This window comes from Bradyrhizobium sp. BLXBL-01 (assembly GCF_051853025.1).
Classification (GTDB): domain Bacteria; phylum Pseudomonadota; class Alphaproteobacteria; order Rhizobiales; family Xanthobacteraceae; genus Bradyrhizobium.
Window position 1 is genome coordinate 5,838,301 of sequence record NZ_CP182471.1, and the last position, 20,640, is coordinate 5,858,940.

The window sequence follows — 20,640 nt, forward strand, 5'->3', positions numbered from 1 at the left end:
AGCCTGGATTGCTTCGTCGCTTCGCTCCTCGCAATGACGGCTTGGTAGACATCGCGGCTTATCCAATCAACCTCAGACCTTGATCGGGGCGACGTCGATCCAGCGCCGCTCCTTCCAGCTCTTCAGCGCGCATTCGGCGAGCTGCACGCCCTTAGCACCTTCGAGCAGCGTGAACTTGTAGGGCGCGTCCTCGTAGACGTGGCGGATGAACATTTCCCACTGCTCCTTGAAGCCATTGTCGTAGGTGACATTATCCGGCAGCTTCTGCCAGTCGCCGTAGAAGTCGTGCAGCCGCTTCTCGTCGGGATTCCATACCGGCCGTGGCGTTGCCTGCCGCGCCTGGATCATGCAGTCGGTGAGGCCCGCGACCGCCGAGCCGAGCGTGCCGTCGACCTGGAAGGTGACGAGGTCGTCGCGATAGACGCGCGTCACCCAGGACATGTTGATGTGGGCGATGATGCCGCCGTCGAGCTGGAACGTGGCGTAGGCGGAATCATCGGCCGTCGCCTTGTACTTCTTGCCCTGCTCGTCATAGCGCTCGGGGATATCGGTGTTGCCGATGCAGCTCACGCTCCGGACGTTGCCGAACAGGTTGTCGAGCACGTAGCGCCAGTGGCAGACCATGTCGAGGATGATGCCGCCGCCGTCCTCGTCGCGATAGTTCCAGGACGGCCGCTGCGCCTCCTGCCAGCCGCCCTCGAACACCCAATAGCCGAACTCGCCGCGCACGGAGAGGATGCGGCCGAAGAACCCGGAATCGCGCAGGAAGGCGATCTTCTTCAACCCCGGCAAGAACAGCTTGTCCTGCACGGTGCCGTGCTTGACGCCCTTGGCATTGGCGAGCTTCACGACCTCGAGGGCCTCCTCGAAATTGGTCGCGATCGGCTTCTCGCAATAGACATGCTTGCCGGCGTTGATGGCCTGGGTCAGCAGACCGGGGCGCGCCTGCGTGGTCGCGGCATCGAAGAACATGGTGTCGTTCTTGTCGGCGAGCGCGGCGTCGAGATCGGTGGTCCAGCGCGTGATGTTGTAGCGCTTGGCCAGCGCCTCGACTTTCTCGGCGTTGCGGCCGACCAGGATCGGATCCGGCATGACGCGGTCGCCGTTCTTCAGGCGGACGCCGCCCTGGTCGCGGATCGCGACGATCGAGCGGATCAGATGCTGATTGAGCCCCATGCGGCCGGTGACGCCGTTCATGATGAGGCCGAGGCGTTCGGTGGTCATGCCAATTGCTCCTGAAGTGATCCTGGCTGTTCGAGCGGGCGCAGCGCCGACCAGTCCGGATGGACCGACGTCGCAAAGCCTGCTGTGTGAAGCGATCCCGTCAGGAGATCGCCGCTGTGAATCTTGAGGCGGATGCCCTGCCCGGCATCGGCATAGAGATCGGGATGCGCGGCCGCGAAGGCGCGCGCCTCGGCGGCGGGCGTCTCGCCGAAGCCGTCGACGTAGTGGTGGCCGTTGCGCTCGGCATGGGTGACGCCGATGAAGGCGCCGAGCGCGAGGTCCTGCTGCACGGCAAGACCGGCTTGGCAGGTCAGGTCCTCGCCCGTGATGAAGAACGTTTCGGCGCCGGACGTCCATTGTGCTGCGCGGGTCGCGTTGAGGATCGACTTGTAGAGACCCTTGCAGGATTTCGAGGAGATGCCGCGATAGCCGAGCGGCCTCATCGCCAGGAACGCATCATAGGCGTCATCAGCCTCGTCAATGATGAAGTCACGCGCGGCGAGCGGGCCGAGAGCGGTCTCCCGGGTCACGTCGCGCGGCATCGGCTGCTCGATGTAGAGCAGCCTGCCGGCGATCGGCTGCAGCGCTTGATCGCGATCGAGGCGACCTACCAATGCGCGCAGCGCGACCAGGTCGGCGTATTGCTCGTTGGCGTCGAGCGAGACCTTGTAGTCGCGATCCAGCTTGCCGAGTTCCTTGCCGATGCACACCAGCCGGGCCGCGTCTGCCTCGGGATCGCCCGATAGCTTGAGCTTGAAATAGTAAGCGCCGCCGTTCTCGCATGCATCCGCGACACCGCCCTCGCCCTCGATCTTGTCGTCAAGACCGACCGTGTGCCGGATGGCAACCCGTGGCAGGGGCGTTCGCGTCTTCAGAAACCCTGTGATCTCGGCACCGGTCAGATCGAGCGACATCCGCCCATCGATGCCCGCGATGTTGTCGGTCATTCCATCGAAAAAGCTCACGCCGACCGCGCGCAGGAGCGCATCGAGGATCGCCTTGTCGATCTCAGCCGGGCCATAGCCCGCCGCAAGCGGCGGAATGTTCTCTTCCGCACAGGTTTTAACCTGGGCGCCGATGCACGATGCATGCAGACCGAACGCCGGTCGAAAGCCCGTTTCCGCCAGATAGAGCCCACGTGCGATCTGAAGCGAGCGTCGCAGACCGTCCACCGTCTGCGCCGGCGACAACTCCGGACGCTTGTCGAACCATTTCGGCACCAGCAACTCCGCACTGGCGCCGACCGCGCTTCCCCTGCCCTCGACCTCGATCTCGGCCCGCACGAACAGCTGCGGCGTCGCGTTGATCGTGATCGCGCCGAAGCGGAACGGTCGCGCGAATTGCACGGGACGTTCGAAGAAGGCGATGTCTCGCAGCTTCAGGCGCGGGGACATGGTGCGACAGCCTGGCGATGGTCGAGAACACGATCTGACCACTGGCGTGGTGCACCTCTCCCGCCTGCGGGAGAGGTCGGCACGAAGTGCCGGGTGAGGGTTTTCTCCTCTAGGGGAGTGTCCCGATGCGGAGACACCCTCTCCCCAGCCCTCCCCCGCAAGCGGGGGAGGGAGCGCGCCGTGCATGTGGTGGCTTCAGCGAACATCGCGGGCACTTAATCCAATGCACCTTGCGAGAAGAAGTGCTTGCGGATGCGCTGCACGAGCTCCGTAAACACCGGATCGGCCATCACGTCGAGCGAGCGCGGGCGCGGCAGCGGCACGTCGTAGATTGCCGCGATCGCACCGGGGCGCTCGGTCATGACCAGCACGCGGTCGGCGAGGAACACGGCTTCCGGGATCGAATGCGTGATCAGCAGAACCGTCTTCTTCGTCTCGCGCTGGATCCGCATCAATTCGACATTCATGCGCTCGCGCGTCAGCGCATCGAGCGCGCCGAACGGCTCGTCCATCAGCATGATCCTGGGATCATGCACCAGCGCGCGGCAGATCGAGGCGCGCTGCTGCATGCCGCCGGAAAGCTGCCAGGGCAGCTTCTTCTCGAAGCCTTCGAGGCCGACCAGCTTCAACAGCTGCTTGGCACGATCGAGATATTCCTGCCGCGGCAGGCGCTTCATGTCGATCGGCAGCATCACGTTGCCCAGGATGTTGCGCCAGGGCAAAAGCAGCGCGTTCTGGAACACGATGCCGACATTGCCGTGCGGCGTCGTCACCTTCTCGCCCTCGACCAGGATCTCGCCCGTGGTCGGCGCCAGCAGACCCGAGATCAGCTTGAGCAGCGTGGACTTGCCGCAGCCGGATGGGCCGACCACGACGAAGAACTCGCCGTCATTGATGTGGAAGTCGAGCGGCCGCAGCGACGGCACGTCGCCGTCGCGCGTCCGATAGGTCTTCGACACGCCCGACAGCTTGATGCCCGACCCGTCCCCGGCCCGGTCTGACACCAATCGGAGGTGAGCGGCCGGCTGGTCCGCTTGATCGGCCTTTTTCGGTATCATTCAATCATATCCCATCGAACGCCGCTGATCAGCCTCGTCACTGCGAGGAGCGAAGCGACGAAGCAATCCAGAGTCTTTCCCCGGAGACGGTCTGGATTGCTTCGCTTCGCTCGCAATGACGAAGGCAGTCACGAGCCGCTCTTCGGCAGGTAATCGTTGGTATAGAAGGCCTTCGGATTCTCCTTGGCCTTGGCATCGAGCCCGCCATATTCGACCAGCAGATTGACGGTCTCGGCCATGTTCTGGTCGGTGACCTGGAACGGCCGCTTGCCCTTGGTCTCCGCGGTCCGGTACAGCGGAATGGTCAGCTCAAAACCCTGCGTCAGCGTGTCGATCTTGCCGCCCTTCGGGTTGGCATCGAGGATCGACTGCGCCGCGGCCTTCGGCTCCTTCTCGGCGGCCTCGACCGCTTTCGTCGTTGCCGACATGAAGCGGCGGATGAGATCGGCATTGGCCTTCACATAGTCGGCGTTGGCGATGATGCCCGAGGAGACCATGTTGATGCCGTAGTCGGCGAACTTGATCGGGTAGACGTCCTTGCCCGTCGCGTCCTTGATCTTCATCGACTGGTCCATGACGTAGCCGAGCAACAGATCGGCCTGTCCGTTGATGACGGCGTTGAGCTTGGTCTGTCCGTCGCCGGCGACCGTCTGGAAGTCGCTCTCCTTCAGGCCCGTCTTCTTCAGGAACAACGGCCAGATCTGCGTCATGGAATCCGCTGGCGTGATCGCCACCGTCTTCCCCTTGATGTCTTCGGGCTTCCTGATGTTCTTGTCGGCGAAGCCCATGGCGGACATCGGCGAGGTCTGCAGCAGCACGCCGGTCGCGACCACCGGCGCGCCCTTGATCGCGGCGCGCATCATGGTGGGGACGTCGACATAGCCGAAATCGGCGGTCTTGGCGGCAACCGCCTGGGTGGTCGCAGCCGAGCCGCGGCCTTCCTGGATCTCGAGCTCGATGCCTTCGGCCGCGTAGATGCCCTTGGCCTTACCGTAATAGAACGGCGCGTGCTCGCCATAGACGTACCAGTTCAGCATCAGCACGACCTTGTCGGCGGCCTGCGCCGGCATGGCTGCGAACGCCAGCAGTGCCACGGATGCAGCCCCAATCCACTTCCTCATCGTTTCTCTCCCTTGCCGTTTGTTGCGTCGGCCGTTGGTGGCCGCTCGTTGCTTTAGTCAGGATGCAAAGATCACGTCTTCGCGCTGGCTGACATGCCAGGGAATGACCAGTTTCTCGATCCGGTCGACGATCCAGAACAGGACCACGCCGAGCAGCGCGAGGATCACCAGCGCCGCAAACATCGTCGGCAGGTCGAAGGTGCCGATCGAGCGCTGCATCACATAGCCGATGCCGGAATTGGAGCCGACGAACTCGCCGACCACCGCGCCGACGACGGCGAGCGTCACCGAGACTTTGAGGCCGGAGAAGATCGCGGGCAGCGCATGCGGCAGGTTCACCGCGCGGAACACCTGCAGGCGGCTGCCCTGCATGGCGCGGGCGAGATCGACCATGTCGGGGTCGACCGACTTGAAACCCTGCACCGCGGAGACCACCACCGGGAAGAAGCCGAGCAGGAAGGCCGAGATCACCTTTGGAATGATACCGAAGCCGAACCAGACCACGAACAGCGGCGCAATCGCGATCTTCGGCACGGATTGCGAGAACACCAGCAGCGGATAGACGTAGCTCTCCACCGTCTTCGACCCCGCGATCAGCATCGCGACGGGAATGCCGAACAGCGCCGACAGCAGGAAGCCGCAGACGGTTGCATAGGTGGTCGGCCAGGACTGGCGCAGCAGCTCCGGCCATTCGGTGCGCAGCACGGCGACGACGTCGAGCGGCGACGGGATCTGGTAGGCGGGAATCTTGAAGATCCGGATCGCAAGATCCCAGGCGACGACGATGAAGACCAGGAACAAGAACGGCCGAACCCAGGCCGCATTCAGCAGCTTGGAAACAGCGTTTTGCGGCTTCGGCTCGGCCAATTTTCACTCCCGGCAGTCTTCTTCGTTATGGCGAGAAATTAACCCGTTGGATAAATACTGTCCAGAGCTTTCCCTGTGACGTTTTGCGCCGGGGTTCCGGCCTCCTCTCGTGTCCCGGACGCGCTGCAACGCGAAGCGTTGCTGCGCTGAGCCGGAACCCAGGAAGCGGCACGTGCTGCGCTGCGTCCGGGGCACGAGAGCGGAGCGAGGTGCGCCCGCCTCCACGTCGTCATTGCGAGCGCAGCGAAGCAATCCAGACTGTCTCCGCGGAAAGATTCTGGATTGCTTCGCTGCGCTCGCAATGACGAAGCAAGTCGCTCATCTGGGCTACAGGCTACACCGCCTGCACCACCGCAGTCCGCGACTTCGGGGCCTTCGCGATCTCGAACAGCTCGGCGGACTTGCCCGTCAATGCCGCCAGCACGAGGCCGGACATGTGCGCCAGCCGCTCGTCCTTGGCCTTCTTGTCCAGGAGATCACGGCCGAAGATCACGCTGAGCGTCGCCGAGTTCGAGAGATAGAAGAAGCTGAGCGCCGCAATGGAGATGTAGAGCTGAACCGGATCGACCGCGACCTGGAAATCCCCGCTCTCGACGCCGCGGCGCACCACGGTGCGGATCATCTCGACGAAGGGCGAGTGCATCGACTTGACCTTGGTCGATTTCTTCAGGTGCTTGGCGCGCGCCAGATTCTCGGTCTGCAGCAGCGACAGGAATTCGGGATTGCGCAGGAAGTAGTTCCAGGTGAACTCGATCAGGCGGCGGATCGCCTCGGGCGGATCGAGATGTTCGAGATCGAGCCCCCGCTCCTCGCTGCGGATCTTGTCGTAGGCGCCTTCGAGCACCGCGAGATAGAGCTCGTCCTTGTTGCCGACGTGGTAATAGAGCATGCGCTTGTTGGCGCCGGCCTTGGCCGCGATGCGGTCGACGCGCGCGCCGGCAAGGCCATGGGCGGAAAACTCCTGCTTGGCGGCTTCGAGAATGCGCAGCCGCATCCCTTCGGGGTCGCGCTGCCATTTCAGAGGTCGCTTTGCCTTCGCCAAACCGGGTGCTCGCTGGTGATCGCCTGGCTGGCATTTAACATGCGCGCAGCCCGCCGCATAGGAGAGAGGCAGGCACCTGCTTCAACACCGTCATTGCGAGCGCAGCGAAGCAATCCAGGATGCCACTGCGGAAACGGTCTGGATTGCTTCGTCGCGAGGGCTCCTCGCAATGACGGGGAGAGAGGGGCTCAATCCACCGGCTTCGGCGAGCGCTCCAGAAGCACGGTCTGAATTCCGCAGGTGCCATTGCGCACCGTCATGATGCGCGTGCCCGGCTTGCGGCCGGTGCGCACCTCGGAGACGTCGAGGCCGGCAGCGATCAGGCGGGCGCGGGTGGCGTCGATGTCGGCGACGCGCCAGCTCAGGCCCCAGAGCCGGTCATGCGTGGCATCGCCACCCGCGACCGGGCGGCGCACCACCTCGACGATGAGGTCGCCGCAGCGGAAGAACATCAGCTGGCCCCAATCCTGGTGCGAGCGGTCGAGCGCGAGATCAAGGCCAAGCCGGGCGCCGTAGAGCGCGGCGGCGCGCTCGGAATCCTCCGTGGTGACGACGACGTGGTCGAGCCCCTCGATCGGCGCGATGTCGGTGGCGACCGACTTCGGCCGCTCGTCGGCCAGCTCCAGGAAGAACATTCGGACGCCGCGCGTCAGCTCCGTCGCGGCCCGCGTGCGCTTCCAGTGCAGCACGGCGTCCGTAACGGCGTCGCTGCTTTCGACCTCGGCGACCGGGTCCGGCCTCAGGGCCACCCGCTCCAGCCGGCGGTGCATCTTGCCGATGTCTGCGACACGAAAGCACAGGCTGGCGAGCACGCCCTCCTGGTCGCCGAGCAGTGCGCGCATGCGGTCGGCGGTGACGCTGAAGCCGTGAGGGGCCATCGGTTCAATGGTCATGTTTTCGAGGGTGAACAGCACCCGGTCGGCGCCCTCGCCCGAGTTCTGCCAGGCCGGCGCGCGGGCGAGCAGCGTCTGATAGGCCGCGCTGGCCGCACCGATATCGCCCACCAGAACGACGATGTGATCGAGCCCGGTGATCATTCTGCACCCTTTTGATGGACCTGGAACCCCGGCAGCGAAAGACGGCGTTTGTCCGGGCTTGGCATTGGCCAGTGATGGTCGTATTCCCGGACCATGCTGACCTCAAGCGCTTCGGGCGGCAGTTTTGCGAATAATTTCAGCGTCCCTCCGGAGCGGAACCGGTGCTACAGTCATCCTGCCCGCCGGGACCACAAGCGCATCACGGACAAGCAATGCAGGCTCTCTTCATCGGACAGACCTATATCGACGTCGTCTTCATCACCGACCACATGCCGACCGGCGACGAGAAGCACGTGGCGCGTGACTACGCGGTCTCCTTCGGCGGCAACGCGGTGACCGCGGCGTTCTGCTGTGCCAAGCTCGGCATCGTGCCGGACCTGATCGCGACCGCAGCCAATGACTGGCTCGGGCGCATGTTCCAGGACATGTGCGCGAAGTACGGCATCTCGCTGCATGGGCGCAAGGTCAACCAGTCCTCGCTCTCCTTCATCATGCCCAAGGACGGCAAGCGCGCCATCGTCCGCTGCCGTGATGACGAGCACATCCATCCCTTTCCGATGCTCAATCTCGGCGGCTGCCGCGCGCTGCATGTCGACGGCCACCAGCCGGACGCGGCGATCCACTATGCCAAGGTGTGCCGCGAGGCCGGCATCCTGACCTCGCTCGACGGCGGCGGCCTGCGCACCAACACCCATGAGCTGCTGGAATTCATCGACGTCGCCATCGTCGCCGAGCGCCTGTGCGAGCAGATGGACCTGACGCCGGAGAAGATGCTCGACTATCTCAAGAGCCGCGGCTGCAAGATCGGCGGCGTCACCATGGGCGAGAAGGGCCTGTTCTGGTACGACGAAACCGGGACGGTGCAGGTGATGCCGGCGATGCCGATCCCCCGCGAGCGCGTGATCGACACCAACGGCGCCGGCGACGTCTTCCACGGCGCCTATGTCTATTCCTACCTCGCCCATCCCGGCAAAAGCTGGCGCGAGCATTTCGATTTTGCCCGCGCCGCCTCGACCTTCAAGATCCAGCGCCTCGGCAACGAGGCCGGCTTGCCGACTCTGGTGGACATCGCGAAGGTTCGGCACGAGTTCGAGGTCAGGGTCTAGAACAAGATGGGGCGCGTCTTCGTCGCCGGCAGCATCAACATGGATGTGGTGGCGACCGCCGATCGCCATCCACGAATCGGTGAGACCGTCGCCGGCCGCCAGGTGCTGTATTTTCCGGGCGGCAAGGGCGCGAACCAGGCGGTGGCGGCGTCACGGTTAGGGGCGCGGACCACGCTGATCGGCCGGCTGGGTAGGGATTCGTTCGGCGCCGAGCTGAAGGCCTTTCTCGGCGAGCAGGGCATCGATCTCGGCTACGTCGTGGAGACGACGGAGACGCACACCGGGACGGCCATCATCACGGTGGCCGAGGCCGACAACACCATCGTCGTCGTTCCCGGGGCGAACGGGCTGGTCGGCGCTGATGACGTCAGCGTCGTGCCGCTGCTGAAGGGCGACGTCGCCGTCAGCCAGTTCGAGATTCCGCTGCCGACCATCGCCGCGTTCTTCCACCGCGCCCGCGCGGCGGGGGCGGTGACCGTGCTGAACCCGGCGCCGGCGCAGAAGATGCCGGGCGAGCTGCTGGCGCTGGTCGACATCCTCGTGCTGAACGAGACCGAGCTCGGCTTCCTTGCCGGCAGCGAGCTCTCCGAGAGCGACGCGGCCGCCCGCATCACCGAAGTCGCGCGACAGCTTCAAGCGCGCGAGGACCAGACCATCTGCGTCACGCTCGGCAAGCGCGGCGTGCTGGCGCTCGCCGGGCGCGACGAGATTGCGGTGGCCGGCCGTGTGGTGAAGGCGCTTGATACCACAGGCGCCGGCGACTGCTTTGTCGGCGCGCTCGCCGCGCAACTGGCTGACGGCGCAGCCTTGCGTGAGGCGCTGACGTTCGCCAACGCCGCCGCCTCGATCAGCGTGCAGCGGATGGGCGCCGGGCCGTCGATGCCGACGGCCGGGGAAGTGGCGGCGGTTTTATAGGCGCTGCGCTTTCTTCACCTCGCCCCGCTTGCGGGAAGAGGTCGGATTGCATCGCAGATGCAATCCGGGTGAGGGGGTACAGGTCTCGCGATCATCTCATCTGCGGATAGAGCCCCTCACCCCGGCCCTCTCCCCGTAAGAACGGGGAGAGGAAGAAGAAAGATCACGCCAGCGCGCTCTTCAGGTCGAAGCTTTCGTCGGCGGCCTGCTCCGGCGTGATGGAGCGGTTCATGGCCTGCAATCTCCGGCCAAACATGTGATCGCCGGCGCGGTTGATCGATTCGATGCCGAGCAGCTTGTCGCCATGATAGCAGAAGGCCGAAAAGGCCTTCTTGGCAGGATCGCCACGCAGCACGACGCGGTCGTAGCCGGTGGTCAGCCCCGCGATTTGGAGCTTGTCATCGCCCTGGTCGCTCCAGAACCAGGGATGGCTGTCGTACGGTTTCTTGTCACCGGTCAGCTTTGCTGCGAGGCAGCGGGCGTGATCGGTGGCGTTCTGCACCGATTCCAGCCGCAGCGAGCCGCCGAAGCGCGGGCTTGCGAACAGCGCGCAATCGCCGATCGCGGAGATGTTGGGATCAGCCGTCGAGAGATATTCGTCGACGATGATGCCGGCCGCGACCGGCAGCCCCGCCTCGGCCGCGAGCTCGATGTTCGGCAGCACGCCGACGCCGACCACGATGAGGTCGGCCGGCAGATGCCGCCCGTCGCTCAAGGAGACGCCGGTGACCTTGCCGCCCTCCGCTTCGATGGAGGTCGCCTGCACGCCGAGATGGATGCGGATGCCGGCCTCGCGGTGGCGGTCCTGAAAATATTCCGAGACCTCCGCCGTCACCGCCCGCGCCATCACGCGCGGGGCGAGCTCGAGCACGTCGACCTCGAGGCCCTTGATGCGGGCGGTCGCGGCAAACTCGAGGCCGATGAAGCCGGCGCCGATGATCACGGCGCGCTTTTTCGACGGCATGATCTGTCGCAGCGCCTCGCTGTCGTCGAGGATGCGCAAATATTTCACGTCGGGCAGGTTGGCGTTGGGCAGATCGAGCAGGCGGTTGCGCGCGCCGGTCGCCAGCACGAGGTGGCCGTAATCCAGCATCTCGCCCGAGGCAAGATGCACCTTGCGCGCGGCACGGTCGATCGAGGTGGCGCGGCCGGCGATCAGCTCGATGGTCTGGTCCTGGTAAAACTTCTCAGGCCGGAACATCAGGCTCTCCGGACCCGCGGAGCCCTTGATGTAGGCCTTGGACAGCGGCGGCCGCTGATAGGGCAGATGCGCCTCGTCGTTGATCAGGCAGATGCGCTCGGAAAAGCCGGCCTGGCGCAGCGATGCTGCGACCTGGTAGCCGCCATGGCCGGCACCGACGATGATCACCGGGCCAGTCATCGGACAGCCCATTTCCGGAAGACACGAGCGTGACCCATGCCGCCTCCTCTCTCGCTGATTTTGGTTGCTGGCCTTGCGAGGAGCCGGCGCTCGTGTCCGTCCCTTGGCGAAAGCGGCCCCATTTGAGCCTATCGTTCCGCCCGGCGCAAGAGCGGCAGCCGGGGATTGTCACCCCTGCCCTTCTGCGATTTAGTTCGGGCCTCGACCTCCTGCCGGAGAATTCCAGATGACCGCTCCCGTCTCAAAGCCCGACGATCCCGCTCTCCTGCGGATCGACGGCCCGATCGCGACCATCACGCTGAACCGCCCTGCCGCGTTCAACGCGATCAACCTTGCGATAGCGCAGAAGCTCGAGCAGCTCGCGGCCTATCTCGAGGGCGCCGACGACATCCGCGTCGTCGTGCTCGAAGGCGAAGGCCGCGCGTTCTGCGCCGGCGGCGATCTGCAGACGATCGGCGCCGCCGCCGAAGCCGGCACGGTGACGCCCGTCGTCGGCGAGCTCCTGAAGCACTATCACGCCTTCATCGAGGTCGTCAGGCGGATGCCGAAGATCTCGCTGTCGAGCGTGCACGGCTCGGCCGCCGGCGCCGGCATGGGCCTCGCCTTCGTCACCGATCTCTGCATCGCCGCGGACGATGCCAAATTCACGCCGGCCTATGCCAAGATCGGCGTGTCGCCCGACGGCGGCTCGACGGTCGGCATCGTCGGCACGGTCGGATCGCGCCGCGCGCTGCAGATCTTTCTCGCCGAAGACAATTTTACCGCGCAGCAGGCCTATGAATGGGGCCTGGTCGCCAAGACCGTTCCCGCAACCGAGCTGAAGGCGGCAACGCGACAGCTTGCCGAGCGTCTCGCCCAGAACCCGCCGGCTTCGATCGCCGGCACCAAGCAGCTGGTCTATCAGGCTGCGACCACGCCGGTGAAGCAGCAGCTCGATGCCGAGGAGCACAAGATCATCATGGCGATGAACACGGAAGACTTCCGCACCGCCGTGAAGAAGTTCACGAGCAAGGGCAAGTAGCGCGGCGGCGGCTCAGCCCTTCGCGGGGCCCGTCCTCTGCATGAAATCGAAATCGCAGCCCTCGTCGGCCTGCAGGATGGTCTCGTTGAACAGCCAGGCGTAGCCGCGCCGTGCTTGCTCCGGCGCTGCGGCCGGCTTCAACGCAGCACGGCGCCGCTCGAGCTCGGCCGGATCGACCAGCAGCTCGATGCTGCGCTTGGCCACGTCGAGGCAGATCATGTCGCCATTCTCAACCAGCGCCAGCGGCCCGCCGACGGCGGATTCCGGGGTGATGTGCAGCACGATAGTGCCGAACGCGGTCCCGCTCATGCGTGCATCGGAGATGCGCACCATGTCCTTGGTGCCGCCGCGCGCGAGCTTCTTCGGGATCGGCAGATAGCCGGCTTCCGGCATGCCGGGTGCGCCCTTCGGGCCGGCATTGCGCAGCACCAGCACGTCGTCGGCAGTGACGTCGAGATCGGGATCGTCGACCCGCAAGGTCATGTCCTCGACGGACTCGAACACGACGGCGCGCCCGGTGTGCTGCAGCAGCTTCGGGCTCGCGGCCGACTGCTTGATGACCGCACCGCGCGGGGCGAGATTGCCGTGCAGGACGGCGAGGCCGCCCTCCTTCTTGATCGGATTATCGCGCGGGCGGATGGCATCCTGGCCGGGCACGTCCTCGGCATTGGCCGCGATCTCGCGCAGCGTCTGGCCGCTGATGGTCCTGGCGTCGAGGTCGACGAGATCGCCAAGCTGTGCCAGCAGCTTCGGCACGCCGCCGGCGTGGTGGAAGTGCTCCATATAGTGCTCGCCGGACGGCTTGAGGTCGACCAGCACCGGCACCTCACGGCCGATCTGGTCGAACGCCGCGAGATCGAGCCGGTGCGGCGAGCGATGCGCCATCGCGGTCAGATGGATCAGGCCATTGGTCGAGCCGCCGATCGCCTGCAGCACGACCTGCGCGTTCTTGAACGAGGCCGGCGTCAACACTTCGCTCGGCTTTGGTCCCTTGGCCTTGGCCATCTCGGCGGCGACCTTGCCGCTGGCCTCGGCGAGACGGAAGCGCTCGGCATGCGGCGCGGGAATCGTCGCGCTCATCGGCAGCGCCAGGCCCATGGCTTCGATCATGCACGCCATGGTCGAGGCCGTCCCCATCACCATGCAGGTGCCGACCGACGGCGCGAGGCGGCCATTCACCGCCTCGATCTCGGCATCGTCCATGTCGCCGGCGCGATATTTGGCCCAGAGCCGGCGGCAGTCGGTGCAGGCCCCCAGCACCTCGCCCTTGTGATGACCGACCACCATGGGGCCGACGGGGATGACCACGGTCGGCAGGTCGGCGCTGATTGCCGCCATCACCTGCGCCGGCAGCGTCTTGTCGCAGCCGCCGATCACGATCACCGCATCCATCGGCTGAGCGCGGATCATCTCCTCGGTGTCCATCGCCATCAGATTGCGCAGGTACATCGAGGTCGGGTGCGCGAAGCTCTCCGCGATCGAGATGGTCGGGAACACGAACGGCATCGCGCCCGACAGCATCACGCCGCGCTTGGCGGCTTCGATGATCTGCGGGACGTTGCCGTGGCAGGGATTGTAGTCGCTATAGGTATTGGTGATGCCGACGATCGGGCGCTCCAGCGCGTCATCGGAATAGCCCATGGCCTTGATGAATGCCTTGCGCAGGAACAGCGAGAAGCCGGCATCGCCATAGCTCGTCAGACCCTTGCGCAAGCCACTCGTCATCATGCCGCTCCTTTTGGCTTACCATCGTGGTACAGCGCGCTCCTCGATTGTCAATAAGCCCGGGCGATAGCGTCGCACTTTCCGGCTTAGATCACCGCTTGGCACACCAATGGATTGCAGGCGAGGCCGGGCGCCTCGACAAACTTCAGCTTCAGGCATCACGGAACGGCACTGTCCCGGCCGCGTTGGAACGCCAAGCATTTGCTTCGGCCTTGCTTCGCGCGGTGGCGGCCTCTCGGGGCATGTCACGTCCCACGCGAGAGCTGACCGAGCAGGTTGAACAATGAGGGTCTGCGGAGCGATGCGGGCCGGTTTGTTCATCGCATTGATTGCAGCGGCCTACTTTGGCGGGCAGGTCCAGGTTTGTTTCGCGCAACAGCGACTGTCGGCTTCTCCGAGCGAAGCCACGAAAGTGTCTCCAAGAAAGGAAGGCACCCCCAGGAAGGAGACCGGGCGATCTGCGGACCCCTATACGGTGGGCTTCGTGACCGGTACGCCGCAATGCACTGAATTCGCGCTCGCTCAGGACATTGCGACCACGCTCGCCGGCGGCCAAGAGACCGGCCCTCGGGGCCAAGTCGCATTACGGGTCCTGCCGATAGTGGGAAACGGCGGTATCCGTAACGTTCTCGATGTGCTCACCCTCGCAGGTGCCGACGTGGCGATCGCGCCCGTCGTTCTGGTCGACCGGCTCCGGGAGACAAGGACCTTCGGGGACATTTCAGACAGACTGACCTACATTGCACCGCTCCATATCGAAGAGTTCCACCTCCTTGCGCGGCCGGAGATCGGAAGCCTGGCGGAACTTTCGGGAAAGAGGGTCAATCTCGGAGAGGACGGCAGTGCCGGCGCCATCCTAGGCCGCGAAGTGTTGAACCGTCTGGGCATCAAGATCAGCGAGTCGAACTTGGGACCGGAGGCCGCGCTGGATGGTCTGAGGAAGGGAGATCTCTCCGCCGCTCTGCTGGTCTCAGGAAAACCGGTCAGCTTCCTGACGCAGGTCTCGCAACTCGACAATATTCACCTCCTGCCAATCCCCTACCTCAAGGAGTTGCTGCAACAAGATTATCTGCCATCGACGCTCCGCCATAAGGACTACCCAAATGTGATCGCCGCCGAAGCAAGCGTCGACACGATCGCGATCAAATCCGCTCTCTTCGCCTACAACTGGCCGAGTGGCAGCGAGCGGTTTCGGTTGCTGGAATTCTTCGTCCAGACATTGTTCACGCGCTTTCCTGAATTCCTAGCTGGCGCACATCACCCCAAATGGCGCGAGGTGAACCTGGCCGCGCAGCTCCCCGGATGGCGACGATTTCGGCCGGCAGAGCGCTGGCTCCAGCAGCAATCCGGCGGCGAGGCCGCTCTTCGCAAGGCGTTCGGCAGATTCCTCGAAGGAAAGCCGACCGCCAATCCGCCCGACCGGGAAGATTTATTCCGGGAGTTCCTGCGCTGGCGAGAACGCAATCCGGATAAGTGAGCAAGATTTGGCAGTCAAATGTCGGGAGGTGTCGATGCGCAACGCGCTTGTGAGCGCAGCCTTGGCTGCGTTGCTCGCCTTGATCGCCGACGTGCGGCACTCTGCAGCCCAATTCGCGCCCTTCTTTCCACCGACGCCGCAGACACTCGCCCCGCCCAACGCGCCGCCGGCCGGCACGACCGAGCGCATCAGGACAGCCCCTCACCGAAGCACCAAGGCGCACAGGAAGCGCGACATCGTTCGTTCGCCGCCCAATCAGCGGAAGGTCGCCGAGAAAAACGGATACAAGCGGGTCAGCGACCTCGTGAATTTCCCAAAGTTCTTTCCGGGCCTCGGCATCATTTTCGTGAAGCCCGACACGTTGCCGCTGGGGCCGTTCCTGTGCTTCGATCGCAGGGATCGTCTGGTGGCGACCGTGTACATGGTCCCGAACAAGGACATCGACGATCACAAATCATGGGAGGGAGCGGGATCCGCAGCACCAGTTGACCACGTCAGTCTCTACTTCAACGCGGGTCACCCCGGAGTCGACGTGCCGCACTATCACGTGGTGCTCTGGCATGTGACCAGGAAACAGGAAGCGCGCGTTGCAAATTGACGTGCAACACCTCTGCGATGACAGGCGAGGTACGGAGCACGGACCGTCCTTAGGCAGCACGTCCTCGCGTTCGCGTATCGACCTCGCGTCGCAAAGCGGCACATGCAGCCTCGAACTTCCGCGAGCCCAGTTCGCCGGCCGCCAGCTGGGCTGCGTGAATTTCCGCTGAAGCGCCTCGAACGTCATCATGCGCCAATTGCAGCTTCGCGATCCGGAGTCTCAGCCTGACCGCCTGCACTCGCCCGTCGATGCTCGACCATAGCTGCCGGGCCAGGTGCAGATGCCGCAGCGCAGAGTCGTACTCGTCACGCGCATCGGCGAGAACCGACTGCGCTTCGTTCGTCAATGCCCGGATCGAGGGCATCGGCCATCGGTCCGGGCTTCCGGAAAGCTCTTCGATCAGCTCCAGGGCCTGCTGATGGCGGCCTGTATGCGCGGCGGCGAGCGCCAGATGCGCGAACAATATTCCTCGGCGCTGCAGGGTCCACCAGGTCTTTCCGATCAAGCTGCGTTCGAGACTGGTGTAGGCGGCTTCAGCCTCGCCACGTTCCAGCAAAAGCATGGCGTGGCCGGGCTCCGGGCACCAGCCGAGAGCATAGGCCTTTTCGTAAGCTTCGAGCGCGGCGTCGTCATTGCCGATCGCAGCCTGGACGTCTGCCAGCACGCGATTCGCATCGCCGATCGCCCATGGCGCGTCGCTGGTCAGCCGTGCCAGCGAATCCTGAATGCGCGACAAGGCCTCGCCAAGCGAGCCCCTGACGCCAAGGACTTCTGACCGATGAAGCTGACAGGAGCCGGTCAATTCCATCCCGCTCTCGGTGCAATATTTCTGATAGCCGAGCGTCCACTGGTCGGCCCTCGCCCAATCTCCGAACATCCGCGCCGCCCACAGGATGTTGCAGTAGAGGATGCCTCCGACGATCGGATCGATATCGCCGCTGGAGAGCGCCATCGTAGCGGCGAGGTCCTGATCCGCCAGTCCTGCGCGCGTATCGCCGAGACACAGCCGGTAGAACCCGCGATAAGCCAGACTCAGCGCCTCGATGCCAACAGCGTCCCTGTGCCGGACCGTGCTGTACGCGGCATCGGCAAGCGAAAGCGCCTGTTCAGGCTCGCCGTCGAACGCGGCGACCTTCGATTTCATCCAGAGAGTCAGCGCAGTCGTGGCGGGATCCTCGATCTCGGAGGCCCAATCCTCCGCCCGCGCCAGCCACCCCTTGGCAATCGCCGCCTGGCCGCGCTCGAAGTGCAAGCAGGAGAGTGTGACTGCATCGATGACGGCCAGCGACACGTTGCCGGCCTTGGTGTGGGCGGAGACCGCGCGAGCCAGGATAGGCAGCGCCGCATCGGCCTTGCCGGTGCACTGCAAGGCCAGCGCCCATTGGTGCAAATCAGCGCCATCGAGCGGTCGGATCGTATCGGCCGCCTCGAACAGCGCTGCGGCTTCGTCCCAGGCTTGCGCAGCAGCGGCGCGCTGCGCTTGCACCCACACGTCCGGGGCTTGCCCGTCCGTCGTCTCGGGAACGGCAACCCGCGGCTCCGATCCGCCGTCGATGCAGAAACGATATCCCCTGCCCGGCATGTTCCGGATGGCGCCATCCATGCCACCCTTGCGCAGCACGCCACGCAGCATGCTCACCGCCCGCTGCAAGGAGTTGTCGGTGACGGTTACGTCAGGCCAGAGGGTATCGAGCAGCTCTTCCTTGGTGACGACCCGGTCCCGGTTACGCGTCAGGTAGACCAGCAGATCGAACACGCGCGGCTGCAACGCGACTTCCCGCTGCGCATGAATAAGCGCGCGGCCCGCTTCGTCGAGTTCGAAGGGTCCAAACCTGAGGGTCATATCGTTATGTCCGGGAGAGACGGAAAAGGTTCAGACAAGGATCAGGCAATGATCAGGCCCTGGTCAGGACGATCAGCGCCGGCGACGCCTATAGCTCCTCATGGCCTTCGGTCACGACGACCGACTGGCAGCAGCATCAACCCCGAGGAGATACCTTATGGAACTCTATGTCATCCGCCGTCCAAGCGCCTGGGCAAACCTGAGCGAACTGGAAGCCGCAGGCGCGAAGTCCGCGCGGATCGGCAACGAGCAGATGTCCGATCGCGTTCGCTGGATCCGCAGCTATGTGGTCCATGAGGCCGACGGCCGCATCGGCACCTTCTGCATCTATGAAGCCCGCGACGGGGAGTCGATCCGCGAGCATGCACGGCGCGTCGGCATGCCGGGCGAGGAATTCTACAAGGTCGCCACGACCGTCGTCGTTCGCGGCGATCCCACCCCGCAGACGGCCGCCGCCGAATAGCAGATCAGCGCGGGCGGCGTCCTCAACTCGTGCTTCCCTGAAAGGATGAGAAATGTCCATTCAGTCTCAGGCGCCGCCCGCACTGAGCCCCTCGCAGCGATATCTCGCCGGCATCCTGCTGCGGCTTCGCCGGCTCATCAATCGGTCTGTCGCCAGCATGCTGGCGAACCGCGAGAAGGCCGCAATGCAGTTCGCGAAGGGTAGCGGCGACCATGACCAACGGTGACGACACGGCTCGAGACCCGAGTCAACGTCGGAAGATTTGCATTCCCCGCGACAATTTCAACTCGAGGAAATAGTCATGAACTTCTTCTTCCCATCCGACGCTTCCGAAGCCAAGACCTCCGATTCCAAGACTTTCAGGCTCGGAAATTTCAAGTCCAGAACCGCCGCGCTGGCGATCGGGACGGTCGGTGCCGTCATGATGTCGCTCGTTCTGGCTTCGGCTGCAACGACGCTCGGCGACCATCGCACCGATGGCGTGAGCGGCGGCGCAACGGTCCAGAAAAGCCCAGGCAAATGCAAGGCCGCAACGGTTCCAACAGCCTTTGCAACGTGACGAAGGCGGCGGTGAACACCGCCCGTTGAAACAGCCGCTTCAATCCCTCACCCCTGAACTGGAAGATCTATCATGTCCATCACCATGCAAAACGGACCTACTCAGACGGCAAGCTCGTTCGCGGCACGAAGCTTCGTGCTCGGCTATGGCGTCCTCGCGTATCTGATCTCCTTCGGGACCTTTCTCTACGCCGTCGGCTTCATGACGCAGTTCGTTGTGCCCAAGACGATCGACGGCGGCGCGGCGGGCTCGATCGGACAGGCACTGATGATCGACCTCGCGCTGATGTCACTTTTTGCCGTCCAGCACAGCGGCATGGCTCGCCAGGGCTTCAAGAAGCTGTTCGCCGCCTTCGCCTCGCCCGCGCTCGAGCGCAGCACCTATGTGCTGCTGGCAAGCCTGAGCCTGATCCTGCTGTTCTGGCAATGGCGTCCCATCACCGCCATCGTTTGGGAGATGGAGACACCTATGGCAGCCTACGCCGCGGTCGCCGGCAGCTTCGCCGGCTGGCTCATCGTGCTGTACAGCACGTTCCTGATCAGCCATTTCGAGTTGTTCGGACTGACGCAAGTCGTCGGCCACTTTGCAGGTAGGCTCGCCGAGCCGATGAAGTTCAGGACGCCGGGACTCTACCGCCTGGTCCGGCATCCGATCTATCTCGGCTTCATCATCGCGTTCTGGTCGACGCCGACCATGACGCTCGGGCACCTGCTGTTCGCGATGGTGACGACGGCCTACATCTTCGTCGGCATCTGGTTGGAGGAGCGCGACCTGGTCACTCTGTTCGGAGATCAGTACCGGCACTACAGGGAGAAGGTGGCGATGTTGATCCCGGGCCTGTTCTGATCCGGCGCGAACCTACGGTTTGAGCGGCCAAGCAGAGCTTCGGCCGCTCTCGCCATGTCGCACGCTCCCTAGCGCTTATTCCAATCGATGACCCGGCTCGGATCGGCGTCGAACTCCATGCTGCAGAACGTGCCGCCCTGGAAATAATCGCCGACCGGATCCGGCTTCAGCTTGGCCTGCTCGGCCATGGCGTGCTCGCGGAAATCTTCGGCGCGGCCCGTGGGGCGATAGCCGAATTCGTAGGCGCGGTGGTTGTCCCACCAGGCGCGCTCGTTGAAGGAGGCGCCGTAGAAGATCTCGAAATGGATGTCGGGATGCTCGAGCCCGATGCGGCAGAGCTGCACGAGGTCGTCGGGCTTGAGCCAGATCGAGAGCCGGCGCTGGTCGAGCGGCATGTCGCCGAAATTGCCGATGCGCAGGCAAGTTACCTTCAATCCGTGCTTGTCGGCATAGAGCGCACCGACGGCCTCGCCGAACACCTTGCTGACGCCGTAGCGGCCGTCGGGACGCGGGGTGACGTCGGTGCCGATCTTGTGGTGGCGCGGATAGAAGCCGACGGCGTGGTTCGACGAGGCGAACACCACGCGCTTGACGCCCTTGCGGTACGCCGCCTCGAACAGATTGTAGCCGCCGATGATGTTGGCCTGGAGGATCTGATCCCAGGTGCCTTCGACCGAATAGCCGCCGAAATGCAGGATGCCGTCGACGCCCTCGCAGATCGCCTCGCATTGCGCGAGGTCGGCGAGGTCCGCGGCCTTGAACTGCTCGTTCGCGCCGAGATCGGCCGGTGGCTTGATGTCGGAGAGCAGGAGATCCGGATAAATCGGCGGCAGCAGTTTCCGCAGGCTCGTGCCGATTCCGCCCGAAGCTCCCGTCATCAAAATACGCGGCATGTTGTCCCTCACCGTTAGTGACCGAATTTGCGGTCACGTGTCTCTAATGATAGCAGGATTGTCCAGAGGG

Annotated in this window: 20 protein-coding genes; 9 read left to right on the top strand and 11 right to left on the bottom strand. The window is 64.4% G+C overall.

Annotated elements, in window-relative coordinates:
* Positions 1-72: 72 nt before the first annotated feature.
* The 7 genes from ACNJYA_RS27105 to ACNJYA_RS27135 form a co-directional block, all read right to left on the bottom strand.
* Positions 73-1,224: a Gfo/Idh/MocA family protein gene (locus tag ACNJYA_RS27105; protein WP_439401013.1), complete on the bottom strand. Its 1,152-nt coding sequence runs from the start codon at positions 1,222-1,224 to the stop codon at positions 73-75.
* Positions 1,221-2,618, bottom strand: a complete 1,398-nt coding sequence (locus tag ACNJYA_RS27110; RefSeq protein ID WP_439401014.1) for a hypothetical protein — start codon at positions 2,616-2,618, stop codon at positions 1,221-1,223. Before ACNJYA_RS27110 ends, ACNJYA_RS27105 begins: the two co-directional genes overlap by 4 nt.
* Positions 2,619-2,833: 215 nt before the next feature.
* Positions 2,834-3,676: an ABC transporter ATP-binding protein gene (locus tag ACNJYA_RS27115; protein ID WP_260382766.1), complete on the bottom strand. Its 843-nt coding sequence runs from the start codon at positions 3,674-3,676 to the stop codon at positions 2,834-2,836.
* 128 nt (positions 3,677-3,804) lie between these two features.
* Positions 3,805-4,797 (bottom strand): ABC transporter substrate-binding protein, encoded by a 993-nt coding sequence (locus ACNJYA_RS27120; protein WP_439401015.1) that lies wholly within the window; start codon positions 4,795-4,797, stop codon positions 3,805-3,807.
* A gap of 57 nt (positions 4,798-4,854) precedes the next feature.
* On the bottom strand, positions 4,855-5,664 hold the full coding sequence (locus tag ACNJYA_RS27125; RefSeq protein WP_172783985.1) for an ABC transporter permease: 810 nt from the start codon (positions 5,662-5,664) through the stop codon (positions 4,855-4,857).
* Positions 5,665-5,998: 334 nt separating this feature from the next.
* Positions 5,999-6,706, bottom strand: coding sequence for a TetR family transcriptional regulator (locus ACNJYA_RS27130; protein WP_439401016.1), 708 nt, complete (start codon positions 6,704-6,706; stop codon positions 5,999-6,001).
* 188 nt (positions 6,707-6,894) lie between these two features.
* Positions 6,895-7,743 (bottom strand): VOC family protein, encoded by an 849-nt coding sequence (locus ACNJYA_RS27135; RefSeq protein ID WP_439401017.1) that lies wholly within the window; start codon positions 7,741-7,743, stop codon positions 6,895-6,897.
* Positions 7,744-7,955: 212 nt separating this feature from the next.
* Between ACNJYA_RS27135 and ACNJYA_RS27140 the strand changes: the two genes are divergently transcribed.
* Together ACNJYA_RS27140 and ACNJYA_RS27145 are read left to right on the top strand one after the other, a co-directional pair.
* The gene (locus tag ACNJYA_RS27140) at positions 7,956-8,849 is read left to right on the top strand and encodes a sugar kinase (RefSeq protein ID WP_157281072.1); all 894 of its coding nucleotides are present in this window, start codon (positions 7,956-7,958) and stop codon (positions 8,847-8,849) included.
* Between the two features lie 6 nt (positions 8,850-8,855).
* The gene (locus tag ACNJYA_RS27145; protein WP_439401018.1) at positions 8,856-9,764 is read left to right on the top strand and encodes a ribokinase; all 909 of its coding nucleotides are present in this window, start codon (positions 8,856-8,858) and stop codon (positions 9,762-9,764) included.
* Between the two features lie 163 nt (positions 9,765-9,927).
* Here ACNJYA_RS27145 and ACNJYA_RS27150 read toward each other — a convergent pair whose 3' ends face one another.
* Positions 9,928-11,145, bottom strand: a complete 1,218-nt coding sequence (locus ACNJYA_RS27150; protein ID WP_439401019.1) for an NAD(P)/FAD-dependent oxidoreductase — start codon at positions 11,143-11,145, stop codon at positions 9,928-9,930.
* Positions 11,146-11,371: 226 nt separating this feature from the next.
* Here ACNJYA_RS27150 and ACNJYA_RS27155 point away from each other — a divergent pair, with 226 nt between their 5' ends.
* Entirely contained in the window at positions 11,372-12,166 is a 795-nt protein-coding gene (locus ACNJYA_RS27155; protein WP_172783980.1) for an enoyl-CoA hydratase/isomerase family protein, read from the top strand.
* Positions 12,167-12,178: 12 nt separating this feature from the next.
* Here ACNJYA_RS27155 and ACNJYA_RS27160 read toward each other — a convergent pair whose 3' ends face one another.
* Complete coding sequence (locus ACNJYA_RS27160; RefSeq protein WP_439401020.1) at positions 12,179-13,891, bottom strand: IlvD/Edd family dehydratase; 1,713 nt, start codon at positions 13,889-13,891, stop codon at positions 12,179-12,181.
* A 301-nt stretch (positions 13,892-14,192) separates the two neighbouring features.
* On the opposite strand from ACNJYA_RS27160, the gene ACNJYA_RS27165 reads away from it, so the two are divergent.
* A complete protein-coding gene (locus ACNJYA_RS27165) occupies positions 14,193-15,368 on the top strand; it encodes a TAXI family TRAP transporter solute-binding subunit (RefSeq protein ID WP_439401021.1) in 1,176 nt (391 codons plus the stop codon).
* Positions 15,369-15,402: 34 nt separating this feature from the next.
* Positions 15,403-15,966 carry a hypothetical protein gene (locus ACNJYA_RS27170; protein ID WP_439363854.1) on the top strand — a complete coding sequence of 188 codons (564 nt, stop codon included), beginning with the start codon at positions 15,403-15,405 and terminating at the stop codon, positions 15,964-15,966.
* Positions 15,967-16,015: 49 nt separating this feature from the next.
* On the opposite strand, the gene ACNJYA_RS27175 is transcribed toward ACNJYA_RS27170, so the two are convergent.
* Positions 16,016-17,809, bottom strand: coding sequence for a winged helix-turn-helix domain-containing protein (locus tag ACNJYA_RS27175; protein WP_439363855.1), 1,794 nt, complete (start codon positions 17,807-17,809; stop codon positions 16,016-16,018).
* Positions 17,810-17,966: 157 nt separating this feature from the next.
* On the opposite strand from ACNJYA_RS27175, the gene ACNJYA_RS27180 reads away from it, so the two are divergent.
* The 4 genes from ACNJYA_RS27180 (at position 17,967) to mddA (ending at position 19,677) form a co-directional block, all read left to right on the top strand.
* Positions 17,967-18,272 (top strand): nickel-binding protein, encoded by a 306-nt coding sequence (locus tag ACNJYA_RS27180; protein WP_172783975.1) that lies wholly within the window; start codon positions 17,967-17,969, stop codon positions 18,270-18,272.
* Positions 18,273-18,324: 52 nt separating this feature from the next.
* Entirely contained in the window at positions 18,325-18,498 is a 174-nt protein-coding gene (locus ACNJYA_RS27185) for a hypothetical protein (RefSeq protein WP_439363856.1), read from the top strand.
* A 75-nt stretch (positions 18,499-18,573) separates the two neighbouring features.
* A complete protein-coding gene (locus tag ACNJYA_RS27190) occupies positions 18,574-18,831 on the top strand; it encodes a hypothetical protein (protein WP_212254798.1) in 258 nt (85 codons plus the stop codon).
* A gap of 72 nt (positions 18,832-18,903) precedes the next feature.
* Positions 18,904-19,677 (top strand): methanethiol S-methyltransferase, encoded by a 774-nt coding sequence (gene mddA, locus ACNJYA_RS27195; RefSeq protein ID WP_439401022.1) that lies wholly within the window; start codon positions 18,904-18,906, stop codon positions 19,675-19,677.
* A 68-nt stretch (positions 19,678-19,745) separates the two neighbouring features.
* Here the strand turns inward: mddA and ACNJYA_RS27200 are convergent, their stop codons facing one another.
* Entirely contained in the window at positions 19,746-20,570 is an 825-nt protein-coding gene (locus ACNJYA_RS27200; RefSeq protein WP_260382753.1) for an NAD-dependent epimerase/dehydratase family protein, read from the bottom strand.
* Positions 20,571-20,640 lie beyond the last annotated feature (70 nt).

Bases quoted from the DNA above. Each gene is read 5' to 3' on its own strand.
- ACNJYA_RS27135 (WP_439401017.1), bottom strand. From the start codon at position 7,743: ATGATCACCGGGCTCGATCACATCGTCGTTCTGGTGGGCGATATCGGT.
- ACNJYA_RS27200 (WP_260382753.1), bottom strand. From the start codon at position 20,570: ATGCCGCGTATTTTGATGACGGGAGCTTCGGGCGGAATCGGCACGAGC.
- ACNJYA_RS27180 (WP_172783975.1), top strand. From the start codon at position 17,967: ATGGAACTCTATGTCATCCGCCGTCCAAGCGCCTGGGCAAACCTGAGC.
- ACNJYA_RS27150 (WP_439401019.1), bottom strand. From the start codon at position 11,145: ATGACTGGCCCGGTGATCATCGTCGGTGCCGGCCATGGCGGCTACCAG.
- ACNJYA_RS27145 (WP_439401018.1), top strand. From the start codon at position 8,856: ATGGGGCGCGTCTTCGTCGCCGGCAGCATCAACATGGATGTGGTGGCG.
- ACNJYA_RS27120 (WP_439401015.1), bottom strand. From the start codon at position 4,797: ATGAGGAAGTGGATTGGGGCTGCATCCGTGGCACTGCTGGCGTTCGCA.
- ACNJYA_RS27165 (WP_439401021.1), top strand. From the start codon at position 14,193: ATGCGGGCCGGTTTGTTCATCGCATTGATTGCAGCGGCCTACTTTGGC.
- ACNJYA_RS27175 (WP_439363855.1), bottom strand. From the start codon at position 17,809: ATGACCCTCAGGTTTGGACCCTTCGAACTCGACGAAGCGGGCCGCGCG.
- ACNJYA_RS27190 (WP_212254798.1), top strand. From the start codon at position 18,574: ATGAACTTCTTCTTCCCATCCGACGCTTCCGAAGCCAAGACCTCCGAT.
- ACNJYA_RS27105 (WP_439401013.1), bottom strand. From the start codon at position 1,224: ATGACCACCGAACGCCTCGGCCTCATCATGAACGGCGTCACCGGCCGC.
- ACNJYA_RS27160 (WP_439401020.1), bottom strand. From the start codon at position 13,891: ATGACGAGTGGCTTGCGCAAGGGTCTGACGAGCTATGGCGATGCCGGC.
- ACNJYA_RS27110 (WP_439401014.1), bottom strand. From the start codon at position 2,618: ATGTCCCCGCGCCTGAAGCTGCGAGACATCGCCTTCTTCGAACGTCCC.
- ACNJYA_RS27170 (WP_439363854.1), top strand. From the start codon at position 15,403: ATGCGCAACGCGCTTGTGAGCGCAGCCTTGGCTGCGTTGCTCGCCTTG.
- ACNJYA_RS27155 (WP_172783980.1), top strand. From the start codon at position 11,372: ATGACCGCTCCCGTCTCAAAGCCCGACGATCCCGCTCTCCTGCGGATC.
- ACNJYA_RS27140 (WP_157281072.1), top strand. From the start codon at position 7,956: ATGCAGGCTCTCTTCATCGGACAGACCTATATCGACGTCGTCTTCATC.
- ACNJYA_RS27185 (WP_439363856.1), top strand. From the start codon at position 18,325: ATGTCCATTCAGTCTCAGGCGCCGCCCGCACTGAGCCCCTCGCAGCGA.
- mddA (WP_439401022.1), top strand. From the start codon at position 18,904: ATGTCCATCACCATGCAAAACGGACCTACTCAGACGGCAAGCTCGTTC.
- ACNJYA_RS27115 (WP_260382766.1), bottom strand. From the start codon at position 3,676: ATGATACCGAAAAAGGCCGATCAAGCGGACCAGCCGGCCGCTCACCTC.